A 13435-nucleotide genomic window follows, 5' to 3' on the forward strand; every position below is an offset into this window, starting at 1 on the left:
CTCCTTACTTACCAAAATTACGCCCATACCCTTTTAAGCCACCTGCCAATTCACGGCCATGTTTTTTCATAAAGCGGCGAAGATCTTTAGAGTCCCAACTTTGGAAGTTAAAGTTGTTAATATCACCACCACTCACACCACTTGCTTGTGACATTGGTATAGAACCATCACCCATCACTGATTTACCTAATGCACGAATGGTGTTGGCATGCTGTTTAGGTAAAACCATCTCTTCTTCATGCAGTTGCGTCATCGGGTTTACACCTGCAGGAATGTCATAACCTCCTCGAGCAGAAGACACTTTACCCACAATTGCCGAAACTCCAGCAAAAGCAGCAATACCTGCAGCCACACCTAATGCAGGACCAATAATAGGAATTGCTGACATTGCAGCCCAAGCTGCCGCCATCGCCTCCCATGCTGACATCATAATGGACTTTAAAGTTCCTGCGAGTTTGATTCCCAAACGAGTGAGTACACCAGTAGAAGTTGCGGCAGTCTTAACGCCTTCACCTGCAACAACCGCTGTTGTTTGTGCTGCTTGCCCTGAAACCTCAGCAGCAGTTTCTGCCTTAATTAAACCTAATTTCACAGCCAAACGCGGTGCCATACTTGCTACATATTTTTTCATTGGTGCTGTGATCATGTTTTGAATGAACTCAGCTGCTAATTCAGAATAAATTGCATTCATGGCATTTTTCCAAGTCAACGTACCATTCATCATGGCTTGAATGCCTTGATCCCATAAACTTGACATGCGTGAAGTCAAACCACCAAACTTTTTCTCAAAGTCTGCCATTTGGGCATCATTCATTAAATTTGGTGTCTGAATATCAGAGATCGATTTTTGATGGTCTAAATCCACAATGGCATTAGTTGTAGCAGCTTGCCCTTCAGGTTTACCTGTAATCTCTGAACGAGCACTTTGTAATTCTAGGCGTCTAAGTAAGCCATCTCGTTTGATTAAATACATCTGATCTTCGAGTTGCTTTTCGAGTTTTAGCTTTTCAACGTTAGAAATTCGACCAGCATCAAATGCAGCCTGAATATTTGCTTTTTCAATCTCAAATATCCGTTGTGCTGTATCCAATTTAAACTGAATCTCTTGCTCATCAATGGCTTGCTTCTGCTCCAAAGCTCTAAGGTTAATTTCGACCATTTGTGCTTGAGCTTCTTGTTCTGCCTTGATGCGATAAGTACTTTTATCATCAGTTGAAGCTGTTGAATCATTAATACGCTGAATTGCTTTCGCTAAATCCTGTTCCACCTTTTCTTGCTCAGTGGCATATCTGTATTTCAACTCAAGTCTTTCTTTTTCAGCCTGTTCAGCCTTACGTTTTTGCTCCTCTAAAAACCGTTCATATTTATCATCTGAACTCGATTTTTTACTGCTTTTAACTTTGTCATTTTTTACAAGAGCAAGATATTTATCGGCATCCGCTTGTGAATTAAAACTGACATGAATATGACCACCTGTAGCCCGCTTAGATGGATCTTTATATTCATCTAAAACTTGAGCATTTACACCATTTTTACCCAGCATTGAACGCAGTTCATTCGTGACCTGCCCACTTTTATTTGGATTTTGTAGTGTGAAATCTAAAGCTAAACCTTTAGCGTGTTGACTGGATGTACCTTTATGATATTGATCATTAAATGCTGTAAAGCGGGTGATTTGAAATTTATCTTGAATTAGTCCAGCGAGATCCAAAATGCCTTGATGCGCTTTACCACCTGAATAAGCCTCTGCACTCTTGATCCGTAGATCTGAATATGTAGTTGGCTCATACTTAGATTCCGTAGACTTTGAAGAAGACTTCTTGTCATCATCTTTCGTACCTGTGCCAATCCCCTTATTTGAGTTAAAAGTATTTGGTGGTGGCTTAATAGGTGTGGGTGCCTTAATTTCAGTGGGATTTTTTAAGAACAAATTAGTAAATTGTTTGTTACCATCATTCGTAGAATTAACAATACTATCTTTTGCTACACTTAAAGCATCAACTGATTTTGTTACCCCACCATTCCAATCGGACTTTAACCAATCCATACGAGTACTCATTTTTGATGAGTAGCGATCAGTGATATCACTTAAATCCTGAAATCCTTGTTCATACGCTGCTTTTGCACCAGAAAAATCAAAACTCAAAATACGACTGACAATATTGCCAAAAGTTCTAAATTTAGTTCCTAGGTAGTCCAAACCAAACTGAATCGTTTCTTTTAATGCACCAAAGCCATTAAGCACACTTGAAAATGCAATTGTAATCGCCTGACAAACCGTCGTAATGATTGCTCGAATGCCTGCAAAAGCAATCTCAACTCCAACTTTCAAACCAATTGCAACTGTAGCAAAGCCTTTCATTGCTCCTACAACCAAGTCCATAAACGTAATCTGTTGCAGTGATCCATCACCTATATCTTGAGTGAGATCCGACCAAAGATCACCAATTAAACCTACAACTGAGCTGCAAATACCACCTAGACTTTCAAAAATAGTAATAATGGTGGTAATTGCCCCATCCACAGCTCCTTTTGAATCTGACAAATAACTCAAAAAGTTATTTGCCATTTGCTTTAATGCGGGCGCAAGATCTGCAACAACATTCGCCACGACACCTTTAATGGTAGAACCGATCAAACCTAAAGAACCTTGGAAGTCCTTAGTCGCTTGAATGGCTTCATCATCAAGAATCACACCAAGATCATGTGCTTGTTTCGACATTTCCTTGAGCTTTTCAGCATTATTATCGAGCAAAGGTGCAAGTAAAGTTGCATCATTAGCGATCGACTCCATGTAAAATGTCATTTCGGCTTGCGATACATTGGCTTTTTGTAAAGTCTGATAATATTTTTCAAGAATTTGAGGACCTGATAACCCTTGAAACTCTTTGGCAGTCACACCCACCTTAGGTGCGATTTTTTCGAAGAAATCTGCCATTTCTCCACCACCTGTTTGCATGAAGTCACCAAACTTATCGTTCACATCTTTCATGATGTCACCAAGTTTTTCTTGACTCACACCTACAGAGGATGAAGCAAAAGCCCATTCCTGAAATTCTTGTGTGGTTGCATTAGCAAGGCGTGACATATTTTCAATTTCACGCGCATTGCGGATTACTTCACCTGTTAATGCACCGATTTGTAAAATCAGTTCACTTGCCATGTTTGCGAGAAAGTTTCCTGCAAAACTGGTTAATACCCCAGCACCTCCACCAGGTCCTGAACCACCACCACCTGATGGTCCTCCTCCACCGCCACCACCTGCACCAAGCCGTTGTCGCAATAAATCTAATGCAACTTTGACACGGTCAAGTGATGCACGTAATAAATTGCTCGTGGCATCAATATCAATTGCTAAACCGCTGCTTAAGTTGCTTAGCATTGAACGTGCAAGATTAATTTGATGATTTAAATAAGTTAAATCTATCCCCAATTTTACTTTGTAGGTTTTATTGGTTAAAACCTCTAGTCTTGTCCTTAAATTTGAGATATCTGCCTGTAGCAAACTCGGAACAACTTTAACCTTAATACCTGTTGTAAATGCCGCATTTAATCTATTTTTAATGAGTCCAATTTCAGCGGTCAGTGAAGGATTATCTAACTTGGGTTTAACTTTAATAATCTGTGCACCAAGTTGACTAAACTTTTGCTGAATCTCATGTGTATCAATATCTAAGCGGATATTTTGAATTGGCAAAGATGCTAAACGAGTTTGAATTAAACTTTCTGCTTGATTCAACTCGGAATTTAGCGATGTAGAATCAATATGTAGTTTGATCTTGGTATCATCAGCAATACTATTGATGCGCGTTCGAATCGTATCTACAGCACTATTTAAACGTTGCTGCATATCACTCATATCAATATTCAAACTGATATCAATATTTTTAAGTGAATCACGTACACCATCAAATGCATTTTTTATGGTGTCTGCAATACGATTAATATCGACTGCCGCAGCTTGAACTTTATCAGTTGCCTGATTCATGCCCTGACTTAATGCCTCAGTTGAGGCTGTGATTTTTACTTCAACTTCGTTAACCATTACTTTTCCTTAGGCGTAAAAAAACCACCCGAAGGTGGTTGATTGAGATATTTAAAATTATGAGAAAAAGTAACTTTTCAAAAAATTCTTTGATATATTTTTATTGTTTTAGTCCGTAGAACAATACAGAATTTTGCTTACCACTATTTTCACCAACTGCCATTAATGTATTATCAGATGGATCAAAATAACTTACACCATTAATCGCTTGACCAGACATGTAGCAAGGTGAAAAACCAAATACTAAATTTAATTTAAAATAAGGTGTATTTGATACAGGTGTAATATTTCCACTAAAAGTACATCCACTAGCCCCTCTTCCACTAATTTTTCCAGTAGTAGAAATATAAAGTACTGCTTTCTCAGATCCTTGCAGAATAATTGAACTTCCATTAAAAGTTCCAACAACATCAGACATTTTCGATATTGTTTTATTAGCTTCTAGATCATATTGCGTTTTGAAAGTGTTTGTATTGGATGCATTATAGGAGATACTTCCGTTAAGAAATTTTTTAGTTTCTGCTGTTACTTCAATGCTCGGCTTATAAATGGTTTGACCTTCAAAATTGTAATCAACACTATTTGTAGATTTAAACACTGCACCTGAAGCTGCTAAGTCCCCTGAAACTACCCCTGCTATACCATTAGCATATGGTGCTGTATAAAAAAACCAATATTTATTATTTTTGTCTACCAACCCTACGACTGATTGCCCTCGATTTGTTTCTCCTGAATACAATCCTGTTAGCTCAACTTTAGTAGATTCCCCCCCCTCAGAAGAGCCGCCACTCTGACCATTATCATTTGATGAATACGAATCGCCACCACCCCCACCACCACAGGCGGTTAAAAGAGCCGCCAATACACCCAAACTTAAAATTCTTTTCATTACATTTCTCGATTTTTATGAAGTCTTGCAGACTCTAAACAAATCAATTAAAAAAATCAATCAGGGCAACCGAAGTCACCCCTGTGGGAATGCGCTTAACATCTCTTCCAAATCATCTTCTTCGGATTCTTCCTGTTGTTGATTTTCTTCAATTCCCATAAATGCCTCTAAAATACGACAAAGTCGCTGTACACCAATATCAGCGGGAGGAAATTTAAGGTGATACTCATTGAGTGCATATAATCTTGGCAGATCCATTTGATCACGCACATAGTCATAATCCTTACCTGTGGTGAGCACCAAGTGAGTATAAATTTCCTCCCAGTTTATTCCCCCGACTCACCGCCGTTTGAATCTTGTTTATTTTTCAAACCTGAAACTGACATGACTGCGCCCATCACTTCTTCGAGTTGGTCCATATAAATCATATCTGAAACATCATCACGGCTGATATCAGGATAATTACGCTTCAATGATTTATGTGCAACATCAATCACAAGCCCTACATCATGGGGCTTAAATTCTTGCAGTGCAGGTAAAAGTTTTTCAACTGCTCCCAAAGATAACGGCGCAAAAACAAAAGACTGGCCATCAATGACAACAGTCGTACCACGTGGGTTTTCAACTTGATTAAATAACATGAATAATTACTCCGAAGTATTCCAGCGAAAGACGCGGTTAAGATCATCTGCCATGGGCTGAAACTCAAACTCTGGCAGATCGTAATCATCTTGTTTTGAACTAAAGCCGAGTTTATTACTAGTACAACGGAAGAACTCCATGCCCATGAATTTACCTTTATATTCACGCTGTAAGTTAACTGAGAATTCAGGGGTATAACCCATATCCAGGTTATTGACTAAACCTGACTTAGCACCTGCGATGGTCGCTGAATATTTAAAACTGATAAATACTACCTTACCGACATCTGCCACAGCAAAAGTATAAGCGCCTGTAGCTTCATCTACACTGTATTGACTTGTTGCTGGTGCAGATGCAACACGCTTCAATGGAATTGCCTTAGCATCGGTTACACCCAAGTCTTTCACAAATGTACCTGCGTTTGGTACAACAGGTGTTAATGTTCCACCTGTGAGAATTTTTTCACCATTTATGGTTTGGGTAACAACGTCCATCCCACCTTCAGCAACAACCCCACCAAAGAAAATCGAGTTGAGTAATGCACCACTGATGCGACCGACAGTAGCTTTACATTTAATTGAACCTTTACCTCGTGCAGCATCTACTGCAAACTGTCCACGACCAAACAACTCTTTTAAGTCATAAGAAATATCGACCGACACTGACTGCATAACACCAATCTCAACAGGTGTGGGATTAGCAATCGGTTGTCCATATACATCTAAAATTGGTGTGGCAAATAACTTACCTGCGCCAAATAAATATTGAGACATTGATTTAGACCTCTATAAAATGAAAAAACCACCTTAAGAGGTGGTCATAATGTAAATTAAATCATTAGTTGGTGGTTAAAATTCGAATCGGGATAATTGCAATTCCTTGTCCATCAATCATCCCCTCAACACCTTCAAAAACTTCAATCGTGCCATCGATCCAGCAATGCTCAACTAAACCGCCTAAGGTTTGGTATTCACACATTTCAGGATATTCAGGCTTAATCGCTTCTCGAATAGCATCCAGGTAATGATTGATCTGCGAACCTATCGCTTTTTCAGAATCAGCTTCATAGATATACAAATAAACTTCTGCAGCGAGTTCAATCTTGGCATTTAAACCTTTAACTGCATTTTCATCCTGATTGCCCTGAGTAATAAATAACGCAGGACGTTGCTCATTAGCCACATGATTAAAATGACGTAATCTACGGCTGACTGTAACCATGCCATTGATATTGGCAAGCTGATCAAACAAAGCTTGGTAAATAGCTTCACTATTCATTTTTCAATCCTCGCTCAATCGCTTTTTCAATATTCTTTGGCACAATTTTACCGATCTCATCTAACGAATCTCGCATAAAACGACGTTCATCAAATTTAATTGTTCGACTGTGCGCTTTCACTAATACATCCTTTGGTGTAATAGGTTTACCAAACGCTTGTTTAATACGGCGTAAATGACTTTTGATACTCAGTGCTGCAGCTAAGCCGAACTCGTGGATAAAAACATATTTCACATACGCACCGCCAGCCGACACAATTCCTTCAAACATTTCTGCTGACTCAGTAATACGTGAAGCCAATGAACCACGTAAACGACCCGATTGGACATTTAATCGTTGCCCGCTCAGCATATCTTCTTGAATGGTTCGCTGTAGTTTTAAGGTTAATGCTGTGATGGTCTTGCGGATCTCAGTTTTTATCTGATTGTTTTCATCATTTAAATGAATTTGTACATCAACCGAATCAACCATAGATCACCTAGCTTTTGGTGGTGACAACTGCGGTTACTTTAGGCTCTTCAACATAACGAGTAAAACCCATTGGTTGTAGCGCAAAGTAAATATCTTCTTTAGCTTCAACTACACCGCTTTTTACTGGGTAGGTCTGACCAGCAATCACAATGCATGTGGATTTATATGAATCAGGCGCTTGATATTTAAATAACATGATTTTCTCCTAAATAACAAAAGCACCAACACGCAGATTGTTAGGGTTAGTGCCTTTATCATCGATTGGAATAGAGTTTTTTAATGCCAAATAGCGTTGGCCATAAATGCTTTGGTCGTAGAACGTTTCTTTTGCAGAACGCGAAAAACCAACGCTTTGTCCTGCAATCGACATATTGCTTGCATTTGAAATGGCGGTACCATTTGGATTGGCTTTTTGAACTTTTAAAATATGTGCTGCATAAAGACCTACAGCCCGTTCTTTTAACTGTCCAAATTCCACGACCGATACCACAAGTTCCGCTTCTTCCAAAGCATCTTGGATTTCTGATTCACTTGCATTGTAGAGCTGAGAATCTGATTTAAATCTTTCTCGGAAAGTCTGTAAGTCCATGCATCACCCATTATTCTTTGGCTTGTGCGAGTTTGGCTTGCAGCTGCTCTAATGTTTCATCATCTGCATAGCTCACATCCAAAGCTTTTAACTCGGTACGTACTTTGTCGAGTTCAGGGTCTGACTTACTTGTACCTTTACGACTTGTAGCTTTACCGTCCTGCGTATCATCCACTGACAGATCACCCAACTCAAGCAAAGCCTTAAAGACTTTTCCCTTTTGCAACTTGGTCAACTCAGCACCAGTCAGCTCAATGGTTTGACCTTTGCCGATCTGAATCCCATCAAAAGAAAAAGCGGCTTGTAAGCCGCTGTATGTAATTTTCGCCATGGTTTATTTTTCCTTATTCCACATCGTAGTAACGTAATGAATCAACGCGCTTTAGATACACACCTTCATACATATAATGCCCTGGTGTGCGAATTGCATAATTGATTGGCTGTGCTGCCAAGAACTCAAGATCATTACAACGGAAAGTAATACAGTTTGGATCACGGCGATAAATAATACTGCGGTCTGTACCCCCTACACCTTTACCTTCCAAGTAACTTTCTGAAGTAAAGGTCATTGTTTTACCCTGCATTGCAAAGGTGTTCTTTTCCTTAATATATTCAAGGAAAGTTTTACCTGCAGAATCAGGAACGATACGACTTGCTAAAATTGTGAACTTATTTTCAGGCATCACAAAGGTATCAGGCTGCACACTGGCATCAAACTTCGATGCGTTGGTTGCACCTTTGATGGCTTTGTTAATATCCGCTAAAACCGCTTCAATGGTCGCTGCTGCATAATCCACAGTAGATGCAATCACTTCCACACCTGTTTGATTATAGAAACCCAGTAAACCTGTATCAGACTCACCAAACCAAGCCACATCACTCATATGGTTTTCATATGCCAAACGCGCTGCCGTGATTTTATCTGTCGCCAATGAAATGCCTGCACGTAATGCTGCTGCAGTTTCAAAGATCGTAGTTTCATAACCAATCACACCAACTTGGACAGTCAGCTTTACTTCGTCATATAACACTTCAGCCAATGGTACATCATTACCTAAACCCGAATGACGTTTACCACGACCTACACCACGTTTACGCTGTAATACACTTGCCGAGCCTACTACCGCACCCGTCAGTGACTCAAGCGGTAGGTATTTTGCATAAGCTTGTGCTTCTGCAAGTTGTGGTGACATTTCATCAACCGATTCAAGCTTGATGAGTAACTTGGCAAATGTATCTAAGTTAAAGGCATCACCGACTGCTGCTTGCACCCCATGTGCCACCGCAGTTAAGCGGATTTTCATTTGTTCTAATTGTTTAGACATGTATTACGCTCCACGTAAACGAAGAATTGCCATACCATCTGCACCCGTGATGGTTTCCCATGCTGCATTCGGTAATTCAGTTGAATCCAAAGCAGCCGATGAAAGAGATCCTAAAGGCGCATCTACTGTTGCATTGGCAGTACGTACATAAACCTTGGCATTAATATCTGTAACAGGCGCAGTGGGTTTTACCCATACAGAACCAATCTGCATGATCGGTGCGCAGTCTTTAACCTGATAAGCTTCAAGACCTTTCGCATTTTTTCCCGACTTGCCAATATGCTGAAATACCACCACACCAAATTTAGTATTGGTCGCACCTACTACAGCCGATACAGTTTTACCATCTGTAGATTGCACCACCACATCACCATCACTGAGTACAGTACTACCCGAAACAGGTAACGATAAAATTTCTTCAGGCATGTGCAAACGCGCGCGCATACCTGGAATTGCTTGAGGTGTTAAAGACATGCTTAATTCCCCTATAAATTAAAATGATTGTTTCCAAGCATCTTGCTTGCTGCTTGGCTTTTGTTGATTGGTATCAGGATTTTGATCCCCAACATTGGTGGGTTGATGCTGGAACTGATTCAATGCTGTATTGACCGAGTTGGTAGGCGCTACACCTTTCACCGCAGATAAGGCACGAAATACAGTATCAATCTGGTCAGGCTTGGCATCACCTACCGACACACCACCCAATACAGCAGTCACAAGCGTGTCACCTGCTTTGGCGCTAATCACATCACGCTTAATCTGCTCACAGGTACAACCTTCAGTTTTAACGTTGGGTACAAGTGCTTTAGCATCAGCAATCACTGTTGCACGTTCTACTGCAGCGTGTTCTAACTTTTCAGGGGTCATTTGATTTTTTTCTAAATCACCAACTTGCTGTTTTAACTGCGTGTTTTCAGTTTGTAATGTATCTACAACTGCCTGAACTGCCGCCATTTCATCACCAATTGAAAATTGCTTATCACCGACTTTAAGTTTTGCGGCTTTTAAATTCTCAATTTGGGTTTGTTGGATTTTCAAAGCATCTGCCAATGGTTTGTTATCACCAATGTCAAAACGCATACCATTTACAATAACTTCCATGAAGTTTTCCTCTTGTGGAGTTGGGTTTTGGTCACCGATCCGACAATCACCACCACAGCGACCGTATTTCACCAGTGCCACATGATTGCCAATAAAATTAATAAACTTTGCTTGGTACGGCGTACCATCAGGTGCATTACCATTTTCTAAAACAAGGAGTGCCGCATAGCCGAGTGACATTTCAATACGCTCATTACTTTGAATGAGATCGATACTGATCTTGTCCTTAATAAGCAAATCACCCACCAGATAATCACCTTCTTGGCGAACGTTCTCACAATAGCCAATGTGATAATCCTTCCAGTTGGAAGCATTAATCTCATTCTTGGGTGGGTGATAGTCCGTAGCATCTACACCTGAAAAACTCGCTACCGACTCAGGCTTAAAGAGTTCGTCTGCAGGTGTATAGACGTTAATGATTTGATCAGCAGTGAATCCCTCTAATGAAGGGAATTCATAGGCGTAGTACTGCCGTACTTGTGGTGCTTTGGCTAAGCGAACGTTGACACACTTCAAATACCCTTCTTTGGTAAATGAACGTGACGATTCACTTGGTGCAAAATCACCAATTTTGAGTTGATATAGAGTTTTCATAAATTTTGCTCAATAAAAAACCCACCGTGTGGTGGGTTTTGTTAATATAAATTCTAAGGTATTGAAATATCAAAAATACTGCTTGCTAGATTTGTATCCTTATGCACAAATTTAAAAAAAGTAAGTATGTGATCTAGCATCTCTGAATCATTTTTGCCATTCCTTGGATATTTTGTTTTCTTTCCATCCTTAGTTTCAATTTCAACATATCCATACATGGAACCTGAGACCATAAAATCACTTGTTGGTAGTTCTTTACCAAACTTAAAACCCTTCAACTCTGTTACATCTATTTTAACTTCTACACCTTCAAAATTTTCCAAAACTAGGTCATTAGAATACAAAGTCATGTTCACCCCCTATAATTATCAGCATTAATAATTTGAACATATTTTTTAATTTATTCAACCAAAATATCATCATAATTCGGCAACGCCACACAACGACAGCGAATAGGCTCACCAGGATGTCCACCACTTGGCGGTTCATCCCATCGAAAAGTTTTACCTTGCTTATGTCGATGATCTGTTCGAACTCGCTCATCTTTGGCGGTCTGCCATGTATAAGACTCAACGCCCAAATCCAACTGACGTTGTTTATTAATATTCGAATTGATCTTCCCCATCTGATCCGCAGCAATTAAACGCGCTCTAGACTCTGTACTTTGACCGAGTTTATGAATTTCTTTAGCGAGTTCTGCATTGGTCTGTCCTGTCTGTAAGGCATTTAAAACCAAAGCTTCCAACTTCTGAGCGTATTGCTGTGGAATAGACTTAATCAATGCTACATTTGCATCAATATTATAATCAACCGTACTTTGAATATCAGAAGCTTGATATAACGGTGTCAGATCCAGTCCAATCACAGATTTAGTATGATTAGCAATCTGACGATCCACCTCCTGCATAACATCAATGACAATCTTGGTTGCTAAGGGCTTTGATACCTCAGCAATATAATTGTCAAATCGAGTACGCAACTTACCAAACATATCACCCAACCAACTATCACCAATGTTTTCACCTACAGTCGGCAAAACCATATCCTTGGTTTGATCTTGGCAATAACGCGCTATGGCAAGTAATTGGCGAGTGTAATACAGCTCAGTTTTACGATTGGCTTTAATAGGCTTAAGCTTAGGTTTACGCCCTTTCTTACTCTTCTGGATCTGTAATAGTTGGGGTTTTAACAGTTGAATGATCTTCGCTGTCATCTGTATCCACCATAAGTTCCAATTCTTTAATGTGCTGATCATCAATCACAGAATAAACACCATCAATCTGTAATTGCCGTGCAATCTGTGGCTCAGTGATAATGCCCATATTCAAATACTTTTCATCGCGTTCCGCATTTGCCTTTTCCACTTCTGAGCGAATCTTGGCATCAAGCTGCCACAACGGATTAAACACTACATTTAAATCGGGGAACTGCTTACCGAATGTAGATTGGCAAATTAATGCTAAAAACTTCATTAGAATGGGTTTCAACATCCATTCCTGTTTAGTAGCAATCGAATCATAATAATTACGGGTATCATGTTCACCAGTAGCATTCATCCCTGCAGGAGATTGACCAAATAAAATGGTATAGGGAATATCGGCAGCACCTGCAGTTTGAATGGAGAACTCGTGCATCAAATCAGGTAAACCACCAAAGGTGTAAGTCTTAGAGTCATATTCCTCATCCTTATCTAAAACCATCATGCCATTTAGACTTTTTAGAAATCCCACACTCATAAAGCGATCGACAACAGACTTCATATCTTCTTTAATTTTTTCAACCAAACTCGGTGTGCGAATAATGTCGATTTTGGATTCATGTACCAAACTCGCTGTACTACGCTTTACACTGGCATGATCTAACAAGTCTTCATAGACCTCCTGCAAAATGCTCTGAGGTTCTTCACTCACCACATCAGCATGGCAAATCTTAATTAGACGACTATGGTGAATACGCTTTTCAGGTGTGCCATCATTAAAACGTAACTTATAAAATTCAGGCTGTTTGAGTAATCCACAACACGCTGAGGGTGGTAAATAACTACGAGTATCTTCCGTTAAGTACTTTTTCTTAATCACTGTGAAAAATTCTAAACGTCCCACACCGAGTTTATTTAGAATAAAAGGCTGATCTAGGTTTTGACCATCTGCAGATCCAATCAACACATAAACCTTTCCATATAGACGTGACAGAATCAAACTTGATAGCAACACCTGATTTAACTGGTAATGCTTACATGCTTCTTCGAGTTTTTTTAGATTACTCCCTTGAATATTTTCAAAGAACCAACCTGCTCGAAGCATGTCTGATGCGGGACGATTGACAATACGTTTCGCTAACCAATTCTGGTAAACCGCTTCGAGTTGGTCATCCGGAATATCACGGCGTACAAATTGCCCATGTGATGCTTTATCTCGTGCAGTACCAATATTGGAGGCAAAGTTGCTATATGCCCCTGCATCGCCAATTGCATCGGGCTTGATATTTTCAGCCATAATTT

16 protein-coding genes are annotated in these 13435 nt (G+C 39.7%); all 16 read right to left on the reverse strand.

The genetic code is table 11. The features are described from left to right. Positions 1 to 4: 4 nt before the first annotated feature. The 16 genes from HUS24_RS04005 to HUS24_RS04080 all read right to left on the reverse strand — a co-directional run bounded on the left by HUS24_RS04005 (position 5) and on the right by HUS24_RS04080 (position 13430). On the reverse strand, positions 5 to 4045 hold the full coding sequence (locus tag HUS24_RS04005; protein WP_173910743.1) for a cell envelope integrity protein TolA: 4041 nt from the start codon (positions 4043 to 4045) through the stop codon (positions 5 to 7). Positions 4046 to 4145: 100 nt separating this feature from the next. After that, positions 4146 to 4934, reverse strand: coding sequence for a hypothetical protein (locus tag HUS24_RS04010; protein WP_173910744.1), 789 nt, complete (start codon positions 4932 to 4934; stop codon positions 4146 to 4148). 75 nt (positions 4935 to 5009) lie between these two features. Next, positions 5010 to 5234, reverse strand: a complete 225-nt coding sequence (locus HUS24_RS04015) for a hypothetical protein (protein ID WP_254433827.1) — start codon at positions 5232 to 5234, stop codon at positions 5010 to 5012. Between the two features lie 26 nt (positions 5235 to 5260). Further along, a complete protein-coding gene (locus HUS24_RS04020; protein ID WP_173910745.1) occupies positions 5261 to 5575 on the reverse strand; it encodes a hypothetical protein in 315 nt (104 codons plus the stop codon). Positions 5576 to 5581: 6 nt separating this feature from the next. Continuing rightward, entirely contained in the window at positions 5582 to 6349 is a 768-nt protein-coding gene (locus HUS24_RS04025) for a hypothetical protein (RefSeq protein WP_173910746.1), read from the reverse strand. Positions 6350 to 6413: 64 nt separating this feature from the next. Beyond that, positions 6414 to 6854, reverse strand: coding sequence for a hypothetical protein (locus HUS24_RS04030; RefSeq protein ID WP_173910747.1), 441 nt, complete (start codon positions 6852 to 6854; stop codon positions 6414 to 6416). Beyond that, on the reverse strand, positions 6847 to 7326 hold the full coding sequence (locus HUS24_RS04035; RefSeq protein ID WP_173910748.1) for a hypothetical protein: 480 nt from the start codon (positions 7324 to 7326) through the stop codon (positions 6847 to 6849). Before HUS24_RS04035 ends, HUS24_RS04030 begins: the two co-directional genes overlap by 8 nt. A 7-nt stretch (positions 7327 to 7333) precedes the next feature. After that, entirely contained in the window at positions 7334 to 7522 is a 189-nt protein-coding gene (locus tag HUS24_RS04040; RefSeq protein WP_173910749.1) for a hypothetical protein, read from the reverse strand. 9 nt (positions 7523 to 7531) lie between these two features. Next, positions 7532 to 7915 (reverse strand): DUF4054 domain-containing protein, encoded by a 384-nt coding sequence (locus HUS24_RS04045; RefSeq protein ID WP_173910750.1) that lies wholly within the window; start codon positions 7913 to 7915, stop codon positions 7532 to 7534. A 10-nt stretch (positions 7916 to 7925) separates the two neighbouring features. Continuing rightward, positions 7926 to 8246 (reverse strand): hypothetical protein, encoded by a 321-nt coding sequence (locus HUS24_RS04050; protein ID WP_173910751.1) that lies wholly within the window; start codon positions 8244 to 8246, stop codon positions 7926 to 7928. A gap of 13 nt (positions 8247 to 8259) precedes the next feature. After that, entirely contained in the window at positions 8260 to 9240 is a 981-nt protein-coding gene (locus HUS24_RS04055) for a major capsid family protein (RefSeq protein ID WP_173910752.1), read from the reverse strand. Between the two features lie 3 nt (positions 9241 to 9243). Beyond that, complete coding sequence (locus tag HUS24_RS04060; protein WP_173910753.1) at positions 9244 to 9714, reverse strand: hypothetical protein; 471 nt, start codon at positions 9712 to 9714, stop codon at positions 9244 to 9246. An 18-nt stretch (positions 9715 to 9732) separates the two neighbouring features. After that, the gene (locus HUS24_RS04065; protein WP_173910754.1) at positions 9733 to 10935 is read right to left on the reverse strand and encodes a DUF2213 domain-containing protein; all 1203 of its coding nucleotides are present in this window, start codon (positions 10933 to 10935) and stop codon (positions 9733 to 9735) included. Between the two features lie 53 nt (positions 10936 to 10988). Next, entirely contained in the window at positions 10989 to 11285 is a 297-nt protein-coding gene (locus HUS24_RS04070; protein ID WP_173910755.1) for a hypothetical protein, read from the reverse strand. Positions 11286 to 11335: 50 nt separating this feature from the next. Continuing rightward, entirely contained in the window at positions 11336 to 12148 is an 813-nt protein-coding gene (locus HUS24_RS04075; RefSeq protein WP_173910756.1) for a phage minor head protein, read from the reverse strand. Then, on the reverse strand, positions 12090 to 13430 hold the full coding sequence (locus HUS24_RS04080) for a DUF1073 domain-containing protein (protein ID WP_173910757.1): 1341 nt from the start codon (positions 13428 to 13430) through the stop codon (positions 12090 to 12092). The genes HUS24_RS04075 and HUS24_RS04080 overlap by 59 nt, the downstream gene beginning before the upstream one ends. Positions 13431 to 13435: the final 5 nt, after the last annotated feature.

It is taken from the genome of Acinetobacter sp. Marseille-Q1618, assembly GCF_902809855.1.
Classification (GTDB): domain Bacteria; phylum Pseudomonadota; class Gammaproteobacteria; order Pseudomonadales; family Moraxellaceae; genus Acinetobacter.

Bases quoted from the DNA above. Each gene is read 5' to 3' on its own strand.
- HUS24_RS04005 (WP_173910743.1), bottom strand. From the start codon at position 4,045: ATGGTTAACGAAGTTGAAGTAAAAATCACAGCCTCAACTGAGGCATTA.
- HUS24_RS04010 (WP_173910744.1), bottom strand. From the start codon at position 4,934: ATGAAAAGAATTTTAAGTTTGGGTGTATTGGCGGCTCTTTTAACCGCC.
- HUS24_RS04020 (WP_173910745.1), bottom strand. From the start codon at position 5,575: ATGTTATTTAATCAAGTTGAAAACCCACGTGGTACGACTGTTGTCATT.
- HUS24_RS04025 (WP_173910746.1), bottom strand. From the start codon at position 6,349: ATGTCTCAATATTTATTTGGCGCAGGTAAGTTATTTGCCACACCAATT.
- HUS24_RS04030 (WP_173910747.1), bottom strand. From the start codon at position 6,854: ATGAATAGTGAAGCTATTTACCAAGCTTTGTTTGATCAGCTTGCCAAT.
- HUS24_RS04035 (WP_173910748.1), bottom strand. From the start codon at position 7,326: ATGGTTGATTCGGTTGATGTACAAATTCATTTAAATGATGAAAACAAT.
- HUS24_RS04040 (WP_173910749.1), bottom strand. From the start codon at position 7,522: ATGTTATTTAAATATCAAGCGCCTGATTCATATAAATCCACATGCATT.
- HUS24_RS04045 (WP_173910750.1), bottom strand. From the start codon at position 7,915: ATGGACTTACAGACTTTCCGAGAAAGATTTAAATCAGATTCTCAGCTC.
- HUS24_RS04050 (WP_173910751.1), bottom strand. From the start codon at position 8,246: ATGGCGAAAATTACATACAGCGGCTTACAAGCCGCTTTTTCTTTTGAT.
- HUS24_RS04055 (WP_173910752.1), bottom strand. From the start codon at position 9,240: ATGTCTAAACAATTAGAACAAATGAAAATCCGCTTAACTGCGGTGGCA.
- HUS24_RS04060 (WP_173910753.1), bottom strand. From the start codon at position 9,714: ATGTCTTTAACACCTCAAGCAATTCCAGGTATGCGCGCGCGTTTGCAC.
- HUS24_RS04065 (WP_173910754.1), bottom strand. From the start codon at position 10,935: ATGAAAACTCTATATCAACTCAAAATTGGTGATTTTGCACCAAGTGAA.
- HUS24_RS04070 (WP_173910755.1), bottom strand. From the start codon at position 11,285: ATGACTTTGTATTCTAATGACCTAGTTTTGGAAAATTTTGAAGGTGTA.
- HUS24_RS04075 (WP_173910756.1), bottom strand. From the start codon at position 12,148: ATGACAGCGAAGATCATTCAACTGTTAAAACCCCAACTATTACAGATC.
- HUS24_RS04080 (WP_173910757.1), bottom strand. From the start codon at position 13,430: ATGGCTGAAAATATCAAGCCCGATGCAATTGGCGATGCAGGGGCATAT.